Genomic DNA, 20,538 nt, shown 5'->3' with positions numbered 1-20,538 from the left:
CCGCGCGCGCTCGCGCCAAATTGACAATTGTCAATTGCCGCATCGTCCGGCCGTGGTGTAAAGCCACATGGAGGCGCGGCTTGCGCGCCGCCGGAAGCTTGCCCGATGACGCTATGGTTCGTGTTCGCGCTGATGACGGTCGCGGCGATATTCGCCGTGATCTGGCCGCTCGGCCGTAGCGGACGTCCCGACAATCAAGGCAGCGAAGTCGCGGTTTACAAGGACCAGCTGGCTGAGATCGAGCGCGATCTTGCCGCAGGACTGATCGCCGCGCCGGAAGCCGAGGCGGCGCGCATCGAGATAAGCCGCAGGCTTCTCGCCGCTGACAGCAGCGAGTCCGCGATCGCCCCGGCACCCAACCTCAGATGGCGCCGCGCAGCGGCCGTGCTGGCGCTCGTCGGCCTGCCTCTGGTGGCGGTCGCGACTTATGGTCCGCTCGGCTCGCCCGCACTTCGCGATGCCCCGCTGGCGCAGCGCGAGCCCGGGGCTGGCACCAACATGGCGCAGTCGCTCGAAAACCTCGTGGCGCAGGTCCAGCAACATCTGGAGAAGAATCCGACCGATGGTCGCGGCTGGAACGTGCTTGCGCCGGTGCTGGAGCGTCTTGGCCGTTTCGACGAGGCCGTGCGCGCCTATCGCAATTCGATCACCTATAACGGCGAGAGCGCCGAGCGCCGCTCCGATCTCGGCGAGGCGATCGCGGCTGCTGCCAGCGGCGTGGTGACGGCGGAGGCCAAGGCCGAGTTCGAGCGCGCGCATGCGCTGAGCGCCGACGATCCCAAGGCGAACTATTTCCTCGGGCTCGCGGCCGAGCAGGACGGCCGCAAGGACGACGCCGCCAACATCTGGCGCGCGCTGCTGGCGAAAGCACCGGCGGATGCGCCGTGGCGGCCCCTGGTGCAGACCTCGCTCGCGCGGGTCGGCGGCGGCGTGACGATGCCGGCGCTCCCGGACGAGACCATCGCGGCGTCCAAGGAGATGAACGACGGCGATCGCAACGCGATGATCCGCGGCATGGTCGAACGTCTCGCCACGCGCCTCAAGCAGAACGGCGACGACGTCGAGGGCTGGCTGCGTCTGGTGCGCGCCTATCTCGTGATGGGCGATCGCGACAAGGCGCTTGGTGCGACGACCGACGCCCGCCAGGCGGTTGCCAAGGATACCGAGCGGCTGCGCCAACTCAATGAAGGCCTCAGGACTCTCGGGCTCGACGGATGACAGTCGCAGGACGAGGCGAGCGGAGAACGGATACGCCATGACGCGCAAGCAGCGACGTATGACCATCATCGGCGGCTCGCTCGGCGTGCTCGCGCTCGCGGCCGCGCTGGTGCTCAACGCACTTCGCGATTCCATCGTGTTCTTCTCGACCCCGACCATGGTGGCCGAAAAGCACGTCCAGCCCGGCAAACGTTTCCGTCTTGGCGGCCTGGTGCAGCCCGGTTCGCTCCAGCGCGGCGACAATCTCGCCGTGACGTTTGAAGTTGCCGATGGCGGCGCCAAATTGCCCGTCGCCTACAAGGGCATCCTGCCGGATCTGTTCCGTGAAGGGCAGGGCGTCGTCGCCGAAGGTGCGCTCGATGGCAACGGCGTGTTCAAGGCCGACACCGTGCTTGCCAAGCATGACGAGACCTACATGCCCAAGGACGTCGCCGATGCCCTGAAGAAGCAGGGGCACTGGAAGGACGATTACGGCGCCAAGGATTCCAACAAGAATTCCGATGGCATGAAGCCGGCGGCGACGACGGCGCAGGGCAATTCGCAGGGAGCAGTGCGGTGATCGCGGAAGCAGGACATTACGCGCTGGTGCTGGCACTCGCGCTGGCGCTGATCCAGTCCTTCGTGCCTGTCATCGGCGCGCGCCTGCGCGATCCCGCGCTGATGAACGTGGCGCGCTCCACCGCGCTGGCGCAGCTCCTGTTCGTCGGCGCATCCTTCATTGCGCTGGTGACGCTCCACGTGAACTCGGACTTCTCCGTCGCCAACGTCTACGAGAATTCGCACTCCATGAAACCGCTGATCTACAAGATCACCGGCGTGTGGGGAAACCATGAAGGCTCGATGCTGTTGTGGGTGTCGATCCTGGCGCTGTTCGGCGGGCTGGTCGCGGCCTTCGGCAACAATCTGCCGCTGTCGCTGCGCGCGCATGTGCTGGCCGTCCAGGCCTGGATTGCGAGCGCCTTTTATCTCTTCATCCTGATCACCTCCAATCCGTTTCTGCGCATCGTCAACCCGCCGATCGAGGGACGCGACCTCAACCCGGTGCTGCAGGACATTGGTCTGGCCGTGCATCCGCCGATGCTCTATCTCGGCTATGTCGGCTTCTCGATCTCGTTCTCCTTTGCGATCGCGGCGCTGATCGAGGGGCGGATCGATGCGGCCTGGGCGCGCTGGGTGCGGCCGTGGACGCTGGTCGCCTGGATCTTCCTGACGCTCGGCATCGCCATGGGCTCGTACTGGGCCTATTACGAGCTCGGCTGGGGCGGCTGGTGGTTCTGGGACCCGGTCGAGAACGCCTCGCTGATGCCGTGGCTCGCCGGCACCGCGCTGCTGCATTCGGCGCTGGTGATGGAGAAGCGCAACGCGCTGAAGGTCTGGACCATCCTTCTGTCGATCCTGACCTTCTCGCTGTCGCTGCTCGGCACCTTCCTGGTGCGCTCGGGTGTCATCACCTCCGTGCACGCCTTCGCCAATGATCCGACCCGCGGCGTGTTCATTCTCCTGATCCTCTGCCTGTTCATCGGTGGCAGCCTGTCGCTGTTTGCGGGCCGCGCGACCTCGTTGAAGCAGGGCGGCCTGTTCGCGCCGATCTCGCGCGAGGGCGCGCTGGTGCTGAACAATCTGCTGCTCACCGTGGCCTGCGCCGTCGTGCTGTTCGGAACGCTCTATCCGTTGGCGATGGAAGTGCTCGCCGACTTCAAGATGTCGGTCGGGGCTCCCTTCTACAATCTCTCCTTCGTGCCGCTGTTCGTGCTGCTGCTGCTCGCCGTGCCGTTCGGGCCGATGCTGGCCTGGAAGCGCGGCGATCTGCTCGGTGTCACCCAGCGCCTGCTGGCGGCCGGTGTCGCGGGCCTCGTGGTGATCGCCCTTGTGTGGGCCTGGACACGTGGCGGCAGCGCGCTGGCGCCATTGGCGATCGGGCTCGGCGTTTTTGTCATCGCTGGCGCCGTGACCGACATGGTCGAGCGCACGGGTCTGTTTCGCCTGCCGTTTACGACGACCTTGCATCGCGCCCGCGGCCTGCCGCGCTCGGCCTGGGGCACGGCATTTGCGCACGCCGGCCTCGGCGTCGCCATGATCGGGATCGTCTGCGAGACCACCTGGAACAGCGAATATATCGCGACGATGAAGCCGAACGACGTCGCGCAGGTCGCCGGATATGATCTGAAGCTGGACGGTTTGCTTGAGCGGCAGGGGCCGAACTACCGCGAGATGATCGCCCAGTTCAACGTCAGCCGCGGTGGCGAACCGCTCAGCGTGATGACGCCGTCGAAGCGCAATTTTACCACGCGAGGGTCTTCGACCACCGAGGCTGCGCTTTTGACTCGTGGCGCGAGCCAGCTCTACATCTCGCTCGGCGACGTCACCCCCGAAGGCGCGATCGCCGTGCGGATCTATCACAAGCCGCTGGTGCTCTTGATCTGGTGGGGGCCGGTGCTGATGGCGTTCGGCGGCGTGCTGTCGTTGTCCGACCGGCGATTGCGGGTCGGTGCGCCGAAGCCGGCGCGGGCCAGGCAGCGCCTGCAACCGGCGGAGTGATCGATGCGCCGGATGATGTCCGCTTTAGTCGCGCTGATGCTGCTGGCGGTGCCTGCGGTGCACGCCGTGCAGCCCGACGAGATCATGTCCGATCCGGTGAAGGAGGCGCGCGCGCGCGATCTGTCGCGCGAGCTGCGTTGCATGGTCTGTCAGAACCAGTCGATCGACGATTCCGATGCGCCGCTCGCGCGCGACCTGCGGCTGCTCGTGCGCGAGCGGATCGCGGCGGGTGACAGCAATTCGCAAGTGCTCGATTTCCTGGTCGCGCGTTATGGCGAGTTCGTGCTGCTCAAGCCGCGCTTCGAACGGCAGACCATGCTGCTGTGGCTGCTCGCGCCACTGCTGCTGGTCGCTGGCGGCTTTGCGCTGTGGTGGCAAAATCGCCGTCGCGCGCACGACGGTGCAGATGCCCCGACGCCGCCGCTGACGCCCGACGAAGAAGCCAAGCTCGCGGCGTTGATGTCCGAAGACGCAAAGTCGTCCTAGCCATATCGGTGATGCGCGGGACGTTTATCGCCCCCAACGGGCGCTTCGCCGCGCGTCGCCCGAACCGTTTTAAGTTCCTGAAGGACCGCGATTTTTGCCCTGCGTTAAACTGCCGCAGCGCGCCTCCTCCTTCATTACGAAAGTTTAACCCCCCAGCCAGCGCGCGGTAAGGCTGCGACCCCCATCTTCAGGTCCGTAAGGTGCTGCCATCGGCACCACATGGATTTCAAGGCCCTGGAGACCTCTGCATGAGCGACCGTATCGACCTCACGAACCTTCCGTCCTATCGGCAGCCCCGCCGTTCGGTATTTTCCGCCCGCAGGATCGCGCTGATGGCTTCGGTCGTCGCCGGTCTCGGCATCGCGGTCCACGGCTTCAGCCCGTCGACGTCGCCCGCCGATCTGTTCTCCACCCCGGCGAACGCGCAGGTCAATAACGAGGTCAAGAAGGTCGAGCGTCCGATCGGTTTTGCCGACATCGTCGAGCGCGTGAAGCCCTCGGTGATCTCGGTGAAGGTCAACATCAAGGAAAAGACCGCAAGCAACGACGATGGCGACGACGCGCAATCGCCGTTCCAGCCCGGCTCGCCGATGGAGCGCTTCTTCCGCCGCTTTGGCGGTCCCGACGGATTCCCGGGCCAGAAGGGTGGCCGTGGCCGCGTCGTGCAGGGCCAGGGCTCCGGCTTCTTCATCTCCGCTGACGGCTATGCGGTGACCAACAATCACGTGGTCGATGGCGCCGACAAGGTCGAGGTCACCACCGACGACGGCAAGACCTACAGCGCCAAGGTGATCGGTACCGACCAGCGTACTGACTTGGCCCTGATCAAGGTCGAGGGCGGCTCGAACTTCCCCTTCGCCAAGCTCGCGGACAGCAAGCCGCGGATCGGCGACTGGGTGCTCGCGGTCGGCAACCCGTTCGGCCTCGGCGGCACCGTCACCGCGGGCATCGTCTCGGCCAGCGGCCGCGACATCGGCAACGGCCCGTATGACGATTTCATCCAGATCGACGCGCCCGTGAACAAGGGCAATTCGGGCGGTCCGGCCTTCGACACCAACGGCGAGGTGATGGGCGTCAACACCGCGATCTACTCGCCTTCCGGCGGCAGCGTCGGTATCGCGTTCTCGATCCCGGCCAACACCGTGAAGAGCGTCGTTGCCCAGCTCAAGGACAAGGGCTCGGTCAGCCGCGGCTGGATTGGCGTGCAGATTCAGCCCGTCACCTCTGATATCGCCGACAGCCTCGGCATGAAGAAGGCCGAAGGCGCGCTCGTCGCGGAGCCGCAGAGAGATGGTCCTGCCGCCAAGGCGGGCATCGAGTCCGGCGATGTCATCACTGCGGTCAACGGCGAAGCCGTCAAGGATGCGCGCGAGCTCGCCCGCACCATCGGCGGCATGGCGCCCGGCGCGTCGGTGAAGCTCAACGTGCTGCACAAGGGCCAGGACAAGGTCGTGAATCTCACCCTCGGCCAGCTGCCGAACACGGTCGAGGCGAAGGCCGACACCGATAACGACAACGGCAAGGGCGCCAGCAAGGGTACCGACGTGCCGAAGCTCGGCATGACCGTTGCGCCTGCCAACTCCGTGGCCGGCGCCGGCAAAGAGGGCGTCGTGGTCACCGAAGTCGATCCGAAGAGCGCAGCCGCCGAACGCGGCTTCAAGGAAGGCGACGTGATTCTCGAAGTCGGCGGCAAGAGCGTGAGCACCGCCGGCGACGTTCGCGACGCCATCACCGCGGCGCGGACCGACAACAAGAACAGCGTCCTGATGCGCGTGAAGAGCGGCGGCCAGTCGCGCTTCGTCGCGGTGCCCATCGCCAAAGGTTAGGCAAGGGCCAAGCAAGGGTCGGCAGGGGCTGACCAGGGCTGAGCCTCAGGAGGCTTACGAGATGAAGGGTGTCGCCGGCGTAGTCGCCCCCGCCGCCGGCGCTCTTCCGGGGAGCTGCGCAACGCGCGCTCCCCACGCCTACCTTCCGGTGGAAAAACGCCCCCCTCCGTCGGAAGGTCTAGGGCGGTGAGGTCCCCCCAGCTTCACCGCCCGCCTTTTTTGCCGACCCGGGTCTCGTTCACTCGGCTTGCATGCGATTGCCGCTCGCGCCATGTTTAGAGAAGGTTGACCTCCTTGACCGCCGCCGAACGCACGATGCGCCTCCTCATCATCGAAGACGACCGCGAATCCGCCGACTACCTCGTCAAGGCCTTTCGCGAGGTCGGGCACATTGCCGACCACGCCGGTGACGGCGAGGAAGGCCTCGCCATGGCCGAGAACGGCGATTACGACGTGCTGGTGGTCGATCGCATGCTGCCCAAGCGCGACGGCCTGTCGCTGATCGGCGCGCTGCGCGACAAGGGTGACACGACACCGGTGCTGATTCTCTCCGCGCTGGGGCAAGTCGACGACCGCATCAAGGGTCTGCGCGCCGGCGGCGACGACTATCTGCCGAAGCCCTATTCGTTCGCCGAGCTGCTGGCCCGCGTCGAGGTGCTGTCGCGCCGCCGCGGTGGCCCGGTCGAGGACACCCTCTATCGCGTCGGGGATCTGGAGCTCGACCGGCTCTCCCATCGCGTCGCCCGCGGCAAGGATGAGCTGACGCTGCAGCCGCGCGAATTCCGCCTGCTCGAATACCTCATGAAGCATGCCGGCCAGGTGGTGACGCGCACCATGCTGCTTGAGAACGTCTGGGACTATCATTTCGATCCGCAGACCAACGTCATCGACGTGCACATTTCGCGGCTGCGCTCCAAGATCGACAAGGGATTCGAGCGGCCGCTGCTGCACACGATCCGCGGCGCCGGGTATATGATCCGTGACGGCATTCGGTAAACTGATCAGAACGACGGCATTCCGGCTGACGCTGGTCTACCTGTTCCTGTTTGCGATGTTCGCCGCATCGCTGCTCGCCTATTTCGCCTGGAATACGCGCCGGCTGATCACCGAAGAAATCACGCAGACCGTCAACGTCGAAACCGCCGAGATCAACGACATCTACATCCGCCGTGGCCTGTTCGGCCTCGCGCGCGCGATCGAATATCGGGCGCTGCGGCCGGGGGCCAATCTCTACCTCGTGACGACGCCGAGCGGGCAGGCGATCGCCGGCAATGTCGGCCAGCTCGCCCCGGGCGTCATGGCAATTGCAGGCTGGTCGGAGACGGCCTATCGCCGGATGGAGGACGCGGACGAGCGCGATCACCGCGCCCTGGTGCGCGTCACCGAGTTGCCGAACGGCTTCCGGCTCCTGATCGGCCGCGATCTCGATGAGCGGCGGCGGCTGTTCGGCATCGTGGCGAAGGCCGCGCAATGGTCGATCCTGATCGTGGTGGTGCTTGGCCTCGGCGGCGGCGTCTTCGTCGCGCGCAGGGTGCTGACGCGCATCGACGCGATGTCGGGCACCGCGCATCGCATCATGACCGGCGATCTCAGCGAGCGCCTGCCGGTGGGGCGCAGCGGCGATGAGCTCGACCGTCTTGCCGAAAATCTCAACGCCATGCTCGAGCGGATCGAGGCGCTGATGGCGGGGCTGAAGGAGGTCTCCGACAACATCGCCCACGACCTCAAGACGCCGCTGACGCGCCTGCGCAACCGCGCCGAGGAGGCGCTGGCGAAATCAGGCTGCGAGGCCGACTACCGTGCGGCGCTGGAGCGAACCATCGAGGAGTCCGACGGGCTGATCCGCACCTTCAATGCGCTGCTGATGATCGCGCGCGCGGAGTCGGGTCAGGCGCGCGGCAACATGGACGATTTCGACGCCGCCGATGTCGCTGAAGGCATTCACGAGCTCTACGAGCCGCTGGCCGAAGACGACGGCATGACCCTCAAGGTCAAGACCCAGACGGCGCCCATTCACGGCAATCGCGAATTGATCAGCCAGGCACTCGCCAATCTCGTCGAGAACGCGATCAAATACGGCAAGCCGGGCTCGGAGCCGGCGGGAACCGTCGTCAGCATGGATAGCAGGCAGATCACGATCGAGGCGAAGCGCGAGGGTGACCAGGTGCTACTGAGCGTCACGGACCGCGGACCGGGCATCCCCGAAGCCGATCGCAAGCACGTCGTCGAGCGATTCGTGCGGCTGGAGGCGAGCCGTACCATGCCGGGCTCCGGTCTCGGCCTCAGCCTTGCGTCCGCCGTCGCCACATTGCATGGCGGTGAATTGAGGCTGGGCGATGCCCAACCCGGCCTTGTCGCCACGCTGGTGTTGCCGGCGCGGGCAGGAGCCGGCGACAGGGTTGCTCCTCCAATACCGGATGTGCCACAGAAGGTGGCATGAACCACTCCGCGCCGGGAAACGCGGACAAGCATGGTGAGAGCCTGGCCACGCGCTTCGTGGAGGCTCCCCATATTGCCGCTTCCAGATCAGACGAACGACGTTTCGAGAATTGGCTGGCCGAGCTCGAGCCTGCGCAATCGGCTCGTATTGAGGCCTTGCTGGCCTTTCCCTTTGCCCGGAATATTCTCGACGGGATCGCTGAATTCTCACCTTACTTGTTCGATCTGGTGCGGGCCGATCCGCTTCGCCTGATCCGATTGCTCGAATGCGAACCGGATGCACAGCTTGCCGCGCTGATCGCGGAGGCGCGGGGCGCCGTGCTTGCCACGTCAGACGAGGCCGAGGTGATGCGGCTGCTTCGTCGCATGAAATCGGAGGCGGCGCTGCTGATCGCGCTGTGCGATATCGGCGGGGTGTGGCCGGTGATGCGCGTGACGGCGGCGTTGACCGACCTTGCAGTGGCCTCGGTGCAGGCGGCGCTCCAATACCTGCTGCGTCAGGAGGCCGCCCGTGGAAAAATCCTGCCTCCCAACCTGGAGGCTCCGGAGATCGGCTGCGGCCTGATCGTGCTCGCCATGGGCAAGATGGGCGCGGGCGAGCTGAACTACTCCAGCGACATTGATCTCATCGTGTTCTTCGATCCTGACGCCACGACGCTCGCGCCCGATATCGAGCCGCAGCCGTTCTTCGTCCGGGTGACGCAGGGCATGTCCCGTATTCTTCAGCAGCGCACCTATGACGGCTATGTGTTCCGCGTCGACCTGCGGCTGCGTCCCGATCCGTCCTCGACGCAGGTCGCGATCTCGCGCGACGCCGCGCTGAACTATTACGAGCGGGAGGGCCGCACCTGGGAACGCGCCGCGATGATCAAGGCGCGCGCTTGCGCCGGCGATCCCAAAGCCGGCGGAGCGCTGCTCGCCGAAATCGCGCCTTTCGTCTGGCGCAAGCATCTCGACTTCGCCGCCCTTGCCGACGTGCACGACATGAAGCGGCAGATGCAGACCTATCGCGGCCAGAGCGAGATCGCGGTCGAGGGCCACAACGTCAAGGTCGGCCGCGGTGGCATCCGCGAGATCGAATTCTTCGCCCAGACCCAGCAGCTGATCGCCGGCGGCCGCCATCCGGAACTGCGGGTGCGATCGACGCTTGCCGCGCTCGACATCCTCGCGGCTCGCAACTGGATCACCACTGCGGCACGTGACGAGCTGACCACGGCTTACGAATTCCTGCGCCGGGTCGAGCATCGTCTCCAGATGATCGCCGACGAGCAGACTCATGCGCTGCCCGAGGACAGGGAGGCGGTCGAACGCTTCGCCTGGTTCTTCGGCTATGACAGCCGCGAGACCTTTGCACGCGATCTGCTGCGTCAGCTCGGGATCGTCCAGGGCCACTACGAAAAGCTGTTCGAGGGCGATGATCCAACCGGCACGGCAAGCCTGCCGGCGATCGACTATCGCGCCGGCCCCGAAGATCCGCGCCTGCTCCAGCACCTGACGACGCTCGGCTTCAAGAAGCCCGCGGCCGTGGCGCAGACCATCCGTGATTGGCTCACCGGCGACTACCGCGTCTTCCGCAGTGAGCAGACGCGAAACGCCTTCGTCGAATTCGTGCCGGCGCTGATCGACGGCCTCGCGCACGCCGAGGAGCCGGACCGGGCGGTCGTTGCATTCGACCATTTCCTCCAAGCGCTCCAGCGCGGCGGCCGGCTGATCACGCTGCTCGGCCAGAACCGCGATCTCGTCGCGCTTGTGGCACTCGTGCTGGGCGCTGCGCCCCGGCTTGGCGAGATGCTGGCGCGGCAGCCGCAGCTGATGGACGGCCTGATCGATCCGCGCTTCTTCGGCGCGATGCCGGATCGCCAGGAATTGTCGGCACGGCTTGCGACCACGGTGCAGGACGCGAGTTCCTACGAGGAGTTTCTGGATCGCCTGCGCTTGTTCGGGCAGGAGAGCCTGTTCCTGATTGGCACGCGCATCCTCTCCGGCACGGTCTCGGCGCAGCAGGCGAGCACGGCTTTCGCCGACGTTGCGGAGGGCATCGTTCACACCGTTCATGGTCTCGTCGCCGATCGCTTTGCCGCCCAGCATGGCCGGATCAAGGGGCAGGAGACGGCGATCATCGCGATGGGGCGGCTCGGGAGCCGCGAGATGACCGCGTCTTCGGATCTCGATCTGATCCTGCTCTATGATTTCGACGGCGAGGCCCCCGACTCGGACGGGCCAAAATCGCTGCATGGTGCACATTACTTCGCGCGCTTCACCCAGCGCCTGATCAGCGCCTTCACCACGCGCACCAACTACGGCGTGCTCTACGAGATCGACATGCGGCTGCGTCCCTCGGGGCGTGCCGGCCCCGTGGCGTCGAGGCTTGCGTCCTTCGCGGATTATCAGGCCAACGAGGCCTGGACCTGGGAGCACATGGCGTTGACGCGTGCGCGTGTGGTGTCGGCATCGCCCGAGTTCACCATGCGGATCGAACAGATCATCCGCGAAGTCCTGACCCGCCGCCGCGACCCTGCGATCACGGCCACCGACGTTGCCGACATGCGCCGCGCCATCGCGCAGGAGAAGGGCGAGACCGATTATTGGGACCTGAAATACGCCTCGGGCGGCATGGTCGATATCGATTTCATTGCACAATATCTCCAGCTCGTTCATGCCCATGACAAGCCAGAGATACTTGACGTCGGCACGGTGCAGGTTCTGGAGAACGCCGCAAGACTGGGCATCATCGCCCAGTCGGAGGCGGAAATCCTGCGCGCCGCGGCGCGGCTCTATCATGACCTGACGCAGATCTTGCGGCTCTGCGTCAGCGATCGCTTCAAGCCGGAAACGGCGGGCACGGATCTTCAACGCGTCATGGCGCGCGCCGGCGATGCGCCGGATTTCTCCTCGCTGGAAGCGCGCGTCAAGGAGACCCAAGGCGAGGTGCGAAAGGCGTTTCGGGAGATCGTCGGCGGCAGCATTTCCTAGAGGATGATGAAATTGGGTTCGCTCGGCTGTCTGTGGCTCACCTCTCCCTACGGGAGAGGTGACCCGAGTCTTGGGGCGCCTTCGATTCAACCAAAACTCATCGCGCTCTGGGTGGCAGCATGTCACATGATGGTTATCGCCGTCCTCCAGTCAGCGAGGTGCTCTGCTGTCGCAACGTCTCAAGGTCCGCTTTTCGCTTCCACATCGAGGCTCAAGGGGCGATCGACGGAGGACGCGCCGACGGATATCTTGTAGAGTCCTGCGTCGACGACCCAGCCATTGGAACGTTCGCTGAAGTTCGAGAACGCGCGCTGGTCGAGGACGAAGGTGACGATTTTGGATTCTCCCGGCAAGAGGTCGACCTTGTCGAAGGCACGAAGCAGGGCCGTCGGCTCTCCCGATGCCTCGGGATAGGTCATGTAGAGTTGGGGAACGGCGGCGCCTTTGACTCGGCTTGTATTCGTGACCTTGACGCTGACTGAGACCCCCGGGCAACCCTTGAAGGTCGCATCCTTTCCCGGAACACCGATCCTGAAATCGGCGCGGTCCACGACGATGTCGCTGAAAGCGAACGTCGAATAGGATAGGCCATGGCCGAAGGCAAACAGCGGTCGCGGGGCATTCGCACCGTTGAAGTAGCGATATCCGCTTTCAAGACCTTCGCGATACAACGTCACACGATCGACACCGGGAAATTGCGTCTTGTCAGCGGTCGGCAGGTTGTCGTCCCTGAGCGGAAAGGTGACCGGCAGCCGGCCGCTTGGGTTGATGTCGCCGAACAGGACCGCGGCCAGGGCCGCTGCGCCCATGGTCCCACCATACCAGGCTTCGACGACCGCCGATGCGCGTCCCAGCCAGGGCATCGTGACGGCGCTTCCCGTCGCCAGCACCACGATCGTGCGCGGATTGGCGCGAAGCACGGCGTCGATGAGACGGTCCTGGTCATTCGGAAGGCTGAGAGTTGGGCGGTCGAGCTCTTCCGATTCCAGATCCCTGGCAAACACGATCGCGACATCTGCGACCGATGCGGCACGGGCCGCATCGGCGATGTCGGCATCGATCGATTGTGCAGGAGGACGCCAACCGACCTTGAGACTGCCGTCGCCCGCGAAACGAACCTCGATATCATGCGGCCCTGCGGCCAGATCGAGGCCTCCCTCGGCGGCGGCCTCTCCCTTGTCCTTGGACATGACGCGCACGCCGTCGATCGAAATCGTCACGGTCGCGTCGGCCACCGTATCGAATTGATAGCGGCCGGCTACATCGGCCAGCAGTTTCGCGCGCCAGACTACCGAGCCCGTCCCTTTCGGGGCCGCCTGCGATGTGGTGACCGTCGAGGAAAACTGGCTGCCCTGGCTCACGCACAGGCAGCTGTCAATGCGGGACTCGATCGTCTTCCCGTCGCGGTCGTAATAAGTGGCTTGCGCCCCCTTCGTCGTATCGTCCAACGCGCGCAGCGCGCCGGAGGGCAGTTGAGGAAAACCTTTCGCGGCTGCGATGCCGTAGATCGGATCGACACCCGCCTTGAAGACGATCTTCGCCTCCGGCATCCGCGTCTTGATGGCATCAAGGAAGTTCGTCTTCCCCGCGGGGGATGGATTCGTCGGCCCGCCATGAATGCGCAGGTCCGCGGCAGCCGCGCCGATGACAGCGATCGAGCGCGCTGACGGGTCCAGCGGCAGGATGCCGTTGTCATTTTTCAGCAAAACGATCGACTGCGCCGCAATGTCCTGCGCCTGCCGCCTGCTTTCGGCAAGGTCGGCCCCGACACGTTGTGGCGGATCATCGAAGATTCCATATCGGATCATCGACGTGATGATCCGGACGACGGCCGCATCGACGTCTCCTTCCGGAAAATCACCCTTGGTCACGGCAGCGATCAAATCCTTGCCGTAATACTTCTCCGACCGGAATTCCTGATCGACACCGAGCGACAATGACCGCAACGAATGCTCTGCGCCGGCATCGGTGCGGACGATGCCGTCAAACCCCAGTCGCTTGCGAAGCACGCCCTGAAGCAGGTCTGCATCGTTGCAGGCGTGCACGCCGTTGATCCTGGTGTAGGCGCACATGACCATGGCGACGCTGGCGTCCTCGATCGCGTCCTGAAACGGAAAGAGGTGAAGTTCCTCGAGAACCTTGCGGGACAGCCGCGCATCGGTGGTTCTGCGATCCTGCTCGACGGTGTTGACGGCGAAGTGCTTGGCGTCCGCCATCACTGCATTCTCCTGAACGCCCAGCACGTACTGCGTGCCGATGGCGCTTGTCAGCCAGGGATCTTCGCCGAACGTCTCATGGGCGCGGCCGTGCCGGGGGTCCCTCTGAACGTCGATGTTGGGGCCGTGAATGACGCCGTATCCCAGCGCCCTGGTCTCTCGTCCCAGTATGCGCCCGTAGGATCGCGCGGCATCGCGCGAGAACGTGGCCGCCAGCGCGATGGAGGCCGGAAGTTGCGTCACGTCGCTGCTGCCTTGCCAGATTCCCGCGGGAGAATCGCCCTGGACCATGTCCGGGATTCCGAGGCGCGGGTTTCCCTTGACGTAGACCTGCCATTTCTGGCCGTCGATGTCTCGCGTGCCGTAGCCGTAGAGCAGCGCGGATTTCTCTTCGAGGGTCATCTGCCTGACGAGCAGTTGCGCGCGGTCGCTCGCGGTACGGCTGCGATCGAGCCATGGTCGGTCGTCGGCAAGCGCCATACCGCCTGTCCAGCTCAGTCCAAGCGCAAGCCACGTCGTAGCCGCCAGGTGCATTGCGGTGGGGCGGAGCCGGACGTTGTTTAACATGAAAATGTTTCCTCTGGGCGGGGTACCAGAGGATAGAGTGTTCACGCGGAAGACGATAGGCGTGACTGCCTGGCGGGCGCGCGCCGGCGATGCTCCGGATTTCTCTCCTGCGCGCGTGTTCAGTGCGCTTCTGGAAGGGAAATCGCCTGCTTGAGGGAGGTCAAGGCTTCGCGCACGTACGGCTCGAGGCCATCGCCGCCGGCATCAAGATGCGCGAAGATCGCGCGCTTCATCCGGGGATCCCAGAACTTCCTGATGTGGTCGGCAATCCCAGGCACGGCCTTGTCGTGGCCCTGGCTGCGGAAGAACGTACCGATCTGGTTGGCCATGTAGACGAGACGGTCAGGCGACGACATCGATAATCTCCTGTCCACAATAATGGGCCGTGACGCGGCCCTGGTGCGTGAACACTTCAAACCCGTCGCTGCGGGCGATGGCAATCAGCGTGATGCCGGCGGCCGCGGCGGTGCGCACCGCCAGTGCGGTGGGGGCGGACACCGCGACCATCACAGGAGCGCCGATCGCGGCGGTCTTCTGCACCATTTCGACCGAGACGCGGCTTGTCAGCAGCACCATGCCGGCGCTCGCATCCATGCGGCTGCGCGCCAGCGATCCGGCCAGCTTGTCGAGGGCGTTGTGCCGGCCGACGTCCTCGCGCAGGGCCACGATGCCGTTCGACGGCGACCAGAACGCCGCAGCGTGCACCGCGCGGGTCTGCATGTTGATCGATTGCAGGGGAGCGATCGCCTGCATCGCAATCATGATCTGCTGCGGTGTGAAAGTCTGCCCCTGCGGCACGACAGAGGCCGGCCGGATAGCCTCGGCAATGGAGTCGATGCCGCAGATGCCGCAGCCGGTGGGACCCGCGATGTGGCGACGGCGCTCGCTGATGCGCGCGGCGTTGTCCTGCTCCAGCCACATCCGCAGCTCGATGCCGTCGTCGAGTCTGACCACATCGAGCGACTTGATATCGTCGACAGACTTGATGATGCCTTCGTCCAGGCTGAAGCCGACCGCGAAATCCTCGAGGTTCTGCGGCGTCCCCATCATGACGGCATAGGTGCCGCCATTATAGGTCAGCGCCAGCGGCGTCTCCTCGGGGATCAGCCGCGTGCCTTCAGACGTGCCCCCGTCGCGCCAGATCTCGCGGTCGATGGCCTGGACCGGAACGTGCATGCGGTTACTCCGCAGCTTCCGCCGGCGCGATGCGGCGGGAGTGCCGAGCCTGCTCGTCGTAGGACTTCTGCCAGTCGGACGGTCCGTTCGACGGCGAGATCTGCACCGCGGTGACCTTGTATTCGGGGCAGTTGGTCGCCCAGTCCGAATAGTCTGTCGTGATCACGTTGGCCTGCGTATCAGGGTGATGGAAGGTGGTGTAGACGACACCAGGCGAGACGCGGTCGGTGATCTCAGCGCGCAGCGTGGTCTCGCCTGCGCGGCTCGTCAGGCGTACCCAGTCGCCGTCGCGCACGCCGCGCTGCTCGGCGTCGTGTGGATGGATCTCCAGGAGGTCCTCGGCATGCCAGACCACGTTCTCGGTGCGCCGCGTCTGCGCGCCGACATTGTACTGGCTGAGGATGCGCCCCGTGGTGAGCAGCAGCGGGAAGCGGGGGCCGGTGCGCTCGTCGGTCGCGACATATTCGGTGACGATGAACTTGCCCTTGCCGCGGACGAAGCCGTCGATATGCATCACCGGCGTGCCCTCCGGCGCCGTCTCGTTGCAGGGCCACTGCACCGAGCCGAGCTCGTCGAGCCTGGCATAGGAGACGCCGGCGAAGGTCGGCGTCAGCGCCGCGATCTCGTCCATGATCTCGGAGGGATGGCTGTAGTTCATCTCGAAGCCCATCGCCTTGGCAAGGCCCATGGTGACCTCCCAGTCAGCCATGCCGTTCTTCGGCGACATCACCTTGCGCACGCGCTGGATGCGGCGCTCGGCGTTGGTGAAGGTGCCGTCCTTCTCGAGAAAGCTCGAGCCGGGCAGGAAGACGTGGGCGTAGTTCGCGGTCTCGTTCAGGAAGAGGTCGTGGACGATGACGCATTCCATCGCCGACAGCGCCGCCACCACATGCTTGGTGTTGGGATCGGACTGGAGGATGTCTTCGCCTTGGACGTAGATGCCCATGAAGGTGCCTTCGATCGCGGCGTCGAACATGTTGGGAATGCGCAGGCCCGGCTCCGGATTGAGCTTGACGTTCCAGAGCGCCTCGAACTGGTCGCGCACGGCATCGCCCGAGATGTGGCGATAGCCCGGCAGCTCGTGCGGGAACGAGCCCATGTCACACGAGCCCTGCACGTTGTTCTGGCCGCGCAGCGGGTTCACGCCGACGCCGGGACGGCCGATATTGCCCGTCGCCATCGCAAGGTTGGCGATCGCGATCACGGTGGTCGAGCCCTGGCTGTGCTCGGTGACGCCGAGGCCGTAATAGATCGCGCCGTTGCCGCCGGTGGCGTAAAGGCGCGCCGCCTCGCGCAGCACCTTCGGGTCGACGCCGGTCAGGATCGCGGTCGCTTCCGGGCTGTGCCTGGCCTGCGCGACGAAGGCTGCCCATTCCTCGAACTCGGCCCAGTCGCAGCGCTCGCGCACGAAGGCTTCGTTGACGAGGCCCTCGGTGACGATGACATGCGCCAGCGCCGTCACGACCGCGACGTTGGTGCCGGGCATCAGCGGCAGATGCAACGCCTTGACATGCGGCGATTCCACCATCTCGGTGCGGCGCGGATCGATCACGATCAGCTTGGCACCCTGGCGCAGCCGCTTCTTCAGGCGCGAGGCGAACACCGGGTGAGCCGAGGCCGGGTTGGCGCCGATGATCACGGCGACGTCGGTGTCCTCGACCGAGTCGAAATCCTGCGTGCCGGCCGACGTGCCGAAGGTCTGCGACAGGCCATAGCCGGTCGGCGAGTGGCAGACGCGCGCACAGGTGTCGACATTGTTGTTGCCGAAGCCGGCCCGGATCAGCTTCTGCACCAGATAGGTTTCCTCGTTGGTGCAACGCGACGAGGTGATGCCGCCAATGGCGTCGCGGCCGTATTTCGTCTGGATGCCGCGCATCTTCGCGGCGGCAAACGAGAACGCTTCGTCCCAGGAGACTTCGCGCCAGGGATCCTCGATTCGCTCGCGAATCATCGGCTTGAGGATGCGCTCCCGGTGGTTGGTGTAGCCCCAGGCGAAGCGGCCCTTGACGCAGGAATGGCCGCGATTGGCCTTGCCATCCTTGTACGGCACCATGCGCACGACTTCCTCGCCGCGCATCTCGGCCTTGAAGGCGCAGCCGACGCCGCAATAGGCGCAGGTGGTGACGACGGAGTGCTCGGGTTGGCCGATCTCGATCACGGACTTTTCCGTGAGCGTCGCGGTCGGGCAGGCCTGCACGCAGGCGCCGCAGGAGACGCATTCGGAGCCGAGGAAGCTCTCGCTCATGCCCGGCGAAACGCGGCTGTCGAAGCCGCGGCCGGAGATCGTCAGCGCGAAGGTGCCTTGCACCTCCTCGCAGGCGCGGACGCAGCGCGAGCAGACGATGCACTTGGAGGGATCATAGGTGAAGTAGGGGTTGGACTCGTCCTTCGGCAACCAGGCGGGGTTGATCTCGCCATGGGATTTCGCGAAGACGTGGTTTTCACCCTCATAGCCGTAACGCACTTCGCGCAAGCCGACGGCGCCGGCCATGTCCTGCAATTCGCAATCGCCGTTGGCGCCGCAGGTGAGGCAGTCGAGCGGATGGTCGGAGATGTAGAGCTCCATCACGCCTTTGCGCAGCTTCTTCAGCCGTTCGCTCTGGGTATGGACGACGAGGCCGTTCATGACCGGCGTCGTGCAGGAGGCCGGCGTGCCGGCGCGGCCCTCGATCTCGACGACGCAGAGCCGGCAGGAGCCGAACGCGTCGACCATGTCGGTCGCGCAGAGCTTCGGGATCTGGTGGCCGGCATCCATCGCGGCGCGCATGATCGAGGTGCCCTCGGGCACCGTGACCTCTTTGCCGTCGATGGTCAGCGTGACCATCGTGGTCGATTTGGAGCGCGGCGTGCCGAAGTCGATTTCTTCGATCAGAGACATTGTCGTTCTCCTATTCCGCGGCCTGAAGCGTGGTCGGGATGGGCGCGAAATCCTCCCGGAAATGCTTCAAGGCGCTGAGCACGGGGTAGGGCGTGAAGCCGCCGAGCGCACAGAGCGAGCCGAATTTCATGGTGTTGCAGAGATCTTCGACCAGCGCGAGGTTTTCGCTGATACGTTCGCCGCGGATGATCTTCTCGATGGTCTCCACGCCGCGGGTCGAGCCGATCCGGCACGGCGTGCACTTGCCGCAGGATTCGACGGCGCAGAACTCCATCGCAAAGCGCGCCTGCTTGCGCATGTCGACGCTGTCGTCGAACACGACGATGCCGCCATGGCCGATCAGGCCGTCGCGCGCGGCAAACGCCTCGTAGTCGAACGGCGTGTCGAACAGCGCGCGCGGAAAATAGGCGCCGAGCGGACCGCCGACCTGCACGGCGCGAACGGGACGGCCGGTGAACGTGCCGCCGCCGATGTCGTCGACGAGCTCGCCGAGCGTCACGCCGAAAGCCGTTTCGAACAGCCCGCCCTGGCGGATATTGCCGGCGAGCTGGATCGGCATGGTGCCGCGCGAACGGCCCATGCCGAAATCGGCATAGGCCTTCGCGCCCTCGGCGAGGATGAAGGGGATGGCCGCGAACGACAGCACGTTGTTGATGACTGTCGGTTTGCCGAACAAGCCATGATGCGCCGGCAGTGGCGGTTTGGCGCGCACGAGGCCGCGGCGGCCTTCGAGGCTTTCCAGCAGCGAGGTCTCTTCGCCGCAAACGTAAGCGCCGGCGCCGACGCGCACCTCCATGTCAAAGCCACAGGCGGAGCCGCCGATCTTGTCACCGAGATAGCCGCCGCGCCGCGCCGCGACGATGGCCGCCTTCATCGCTGCGACCGCGTGTGGATATTCGCTGCGGATGTAGATGTAGCCCTTGCTGGCACCAACGGTGATGCCCGCAATGGTCATGCCCTCGATGACGAGGAAGGGATCGCCCTCCATGATCATGCGGTCGGCGAAGGTGCCGCTGTCGCCTTCGTCGGCGTTGCAGACGATGAATTTGCGGTCCGCGCTGGCTTGCGCGACGGTCTTCCACTTGATGCCGGTCGGAAACCCAGCGCCGCCGCGGCCGCGCAGGCCTGACGCGGTGACCTCGGCCAGGATCGCATCCGAGCCGAGCGACAATGCGCGCTCCAGGCCCTTGTAGCCGCCATGGGCGCGATAATCCTCGAGCGAGCGCGGGTCGATCACGCCGCAGCGGGCGAAGGTGAGGCGGGTCTGGCGCTTGAGCCAGGGAATTTCGTCGGCGATGCAAAGACGCAGCGCGTGCGGTCCATTGCTCGCCATCGACTCGAGCACGGAGGCGACCTCCTCCGCGCTGACCGGGCCGTAGGCAACGCGGCCCTCGGGGGTTGCGACCTCGACCATCGGCTCGAGCCAGCAGAGCCCGCGCGAGCCGGTCCTGACGATCTCGACCGGCAGGCCGCGCCTCGCCGCGACCTGCGCGAAGGTTGTGGCAATGTCATCGGCGCCGACGGCAACCGCAGCAGCATCCCGGGGAATGAAGATCTTCATGGTCATCGCTGCGCCTCCGCAACAAGTGCGTCGATGCGCTTCTCGTCGAGCCGGCCAATGAGGCGGCCATCGAGCATCGCGGATGGTGCGGTGGCGCACAGCCCGAGGCAGTAGATCGGCTCCAGCGTGACGCGATCGTCCGCGGTCGTGTTGCCGAGGGCGACGCCAAGCCTTGCCTCGGCGCGCGCCGCCAGCGCATCGCCGCCCGCGGCCTGGCAGGCCTCTGCGCGGCACAGCTTCAGCACATGGCGGCCGGCCGGCTTGCGGCGGAAATCATGGTAGAAGGTGAAGACACCGTGGACCTCGGCGCGCGACAGGTTCAGCGCCTGCGCCACCATGGGAATAGCCGCCTCCGGCACGTAGCCGAATGCGTCCTGAAGCGCGTGCAGAATGACGAGCGTCGCGCCTTCCTGGCTTGCATGTTCGGCGACGATGTCGGCGCCGCGTGTCTCGTTCCAAGGCTCGTAAAAAGGCTCAAAAGCCACTGTCATTCTTCGTTCTCAGATTGAGCGTCCCTTCCGCGCAAACTATTTGGAATCGTTCGAAGATCAATAAAGCTGTCTCATGCTGCGATTGCGAATTCTGATCGATCGGAAAGCGCAATCGATCGATAGGATCCTGGCAACGAAACCTGGATCGGCTGCCGGTTTTTGCGTGTTG

At 65.3% G+C, this 20,538-nt stretch carries 14 protein-coding genes; 8 read left to right on the top strand and 6 right to left on the bottom strand.

Annotated elements, in window-relative coordinates; all coding sequences use genetic code 11:
• The first annotated feature begins 105 nt into the window (after positions 1-105).
• From ccmI to JQ621_RS07075, 8 genes are all read left to right on the top strand, one after another.
• The gene (ccmI, locus tag JQ621_RS07110) at positions 106-1,218 is read left to right on the top strand and encodes a c-type cytochrome biogenesis protein CcmI (RefSeq protein WP_212233661.1); all 1,113 of its coding nucleotides are present in this window, start codon (positions 106-108) and stop codon (positions 1,216-1,218) included.
• A gap of 37 nt (positions 1,219-1,255) precedes the next feature.
• Positions 1,256-1,777, top strand: coding sequence for a cytochrome c maturation protein CcmE (ccmE, locus tag JQ621_RS07105; protein WP_212233660.1), 522 nt, complete (start codon positions 1,256-1,258; stop codon positions 1,775-1,777).
• Positions 1,774-3,756, top strand: coding sequence for a heme lyase CcmF/NrfE family subunit (locus JQ621_RS07100; RefSeq protein ID WP_212233659.1), 1,983 nt, complete (start codon positions 1,774-1,776; stop codon positions 3,754-3,756). Before ccmE ends, JQ621_RS07100 begins: the two co-directional genes overlap by 4 nt.
• 3 nt (positions 3,757-3,759) lie before the next feature.
• Positions 3,760-4,242, top strand: a complete 483-nt coding sequence (locus tag JQ621_RS07095; protein WP_212233658.1) for a cytochrome c-type biogenesis protein — start codon at positions 3,760-3,762, stop codon at positions 4,240-4,242.
• Positions 4,243-4,490: 248 nt separating this feature from the next.
• Positions 4,491-6,068, top strand: a complete 1,578-nt coding sequence (locus JQ621_RS07090) for a Do family serine endopeptidase (RefSeq protein WP_212233657.1) — start codon at positions 4,491-4,493, stop codon at positions 6,066-6,068.
• A gap of 315 nt (positions 6,069-6,383) precedes the next feature.
• On the top strand, positions 6,384-7,064 hold the full coding sequence (locus JQ621_RS07085) for a response regulator transcription factor (RefSeq protein WP_212233656.1): 681 nt from the start codon (positions 6,384-6,386) through the stop codon (positions 7,062-7,064).
• Positions 7,048-8,508 (top strand): sensor histidine kinase, encoded by a 1,461-nt coding sequence (locus tag JQ621_RS07080; protein ID WP_212233655.1) that lies wholly within the window; start codon positions 7,048-7,050, stop codon positions 8,506-8,508. The genes JQ621_RS07085 and JQ621_RS07080 overlap by 17 nt, the downstream gene beginning before the upstream one ends.
• Entirely contained in the window at positions 8,505-11,480 is a 2,976-nt protein-coding gene (locus tag JQ621_RS07075; protein WP_212233654.1) for a bifunctional [glutamine synthetase] adenylyltransferase/[glutamine synthetase]-adenylyl-L-tyrosine phosphorylase, read from the top strand. The genes JQ621_RS07080 and JQ621_RS07075 overlap by 4 nt, the downstream gene beginning before the upstream one ends.
• A gap of 179 nt (positions 11,481-11,659) precedes the next feature.
• Here JQ621_RS07075 and JQ621_RS07070 read toward each other — a convergent pair whose 3' ends face one another.
• From JQ621_RS07070 to JQ621_RS07045, 6 genes are all read right to left on the bottom strand, one after another.
• Complete coding sequence (locus JQ621_RS07070) at positions 11,660-14,263, bottom strand: beta-glucosidase (protein WP_212233653.1); 2,604 nt, start codon at positions 14,261-14,263, stop codon at positions 11,660-11,662.
• A gap of 119 nt (positions 14,264-14,382) precedes the next feature.
• On the bottom strand, positions 14,383-14,619 hold the full coding sequence (locus JQ621_RS07065) for a formate dehydrogenase subunit delta (RefSeq protein ID WP_212233652.1): 237 nt from the start codon (positions 14,617-14,619) through the stop codon (positions 14,383-14,385).
• The gene (gene fdhD / locus JQ621_RS07060; RefSeq protein WP_212233651.1) at positions 14,606-15,439 is read right to left on the bottom strand and encodes a formate dehydrogenase accessory sulfurtransferase FdhD; all 834 of its coding nucleotides are present in this window, start codon (positions 15,437-15,439) and stop codon (positions 14,606-14,608) included. The genes JQ621_RS07065 and fdhD overlap by 14 nt, the downstream gene beginning before the upstream one ends.
• A gap of 4 nt (positions 15,440-15,443) precedes the next feature.
• Positions 15,444-18,317, bottom strand: coding sequence for a formate dehydrogenase subunit alpha (fdhF, locus tag JQ621_RS07055; RefSeq protein ID WP_212233650.1), 2,874 nt, complete (start codon positions 18,315-18,317; stop codon positions 15,444-15,446).
• 10 nt (positions 18,318-18,327) lie between these two features.
• The gene (locus JQ621_RS07050; protein ID WP_212233649.1) at positions 18,328-19,884 is read right to left on the bottom strand and encodes a formate dehydrogenase beta subunit; all 1,557 of its coding nucleotides are present in this window, start codon (positions 19,882-19,884) and stop codon (positions 18,328-18,330) included.
• A complete protein-coding gene (locus JQ621_RS07045) occupies positions 19,881-20,369 on the bottom strand; it encodes a formate dehydrogenase subunit gamma (protein WP_212233648.1) in 489 nt (162 codons plus the stop codon). The genes JQ621_RS07050 and JQ621_RS07045 overlap by 4 nt, the downstream gene beginning before the upstream one ends.
• Between the last annotated feature and the right edge of the window lie 169 nt (positions 20,370-20,538).

It is taken from the genome of Bradyrhizobium manausense (assembly GCF_018129685.1).
GTDB lineage: Bacteria > Pseudomonadota > Alphaproteobacteria > Rhizobiales > Xanthobacteraceae > Bradyrhizobium > Bradyrhizobium manausense_D.
This window is presented reverse-complemented; position numbering and strand designations above follow the sequence as displayed.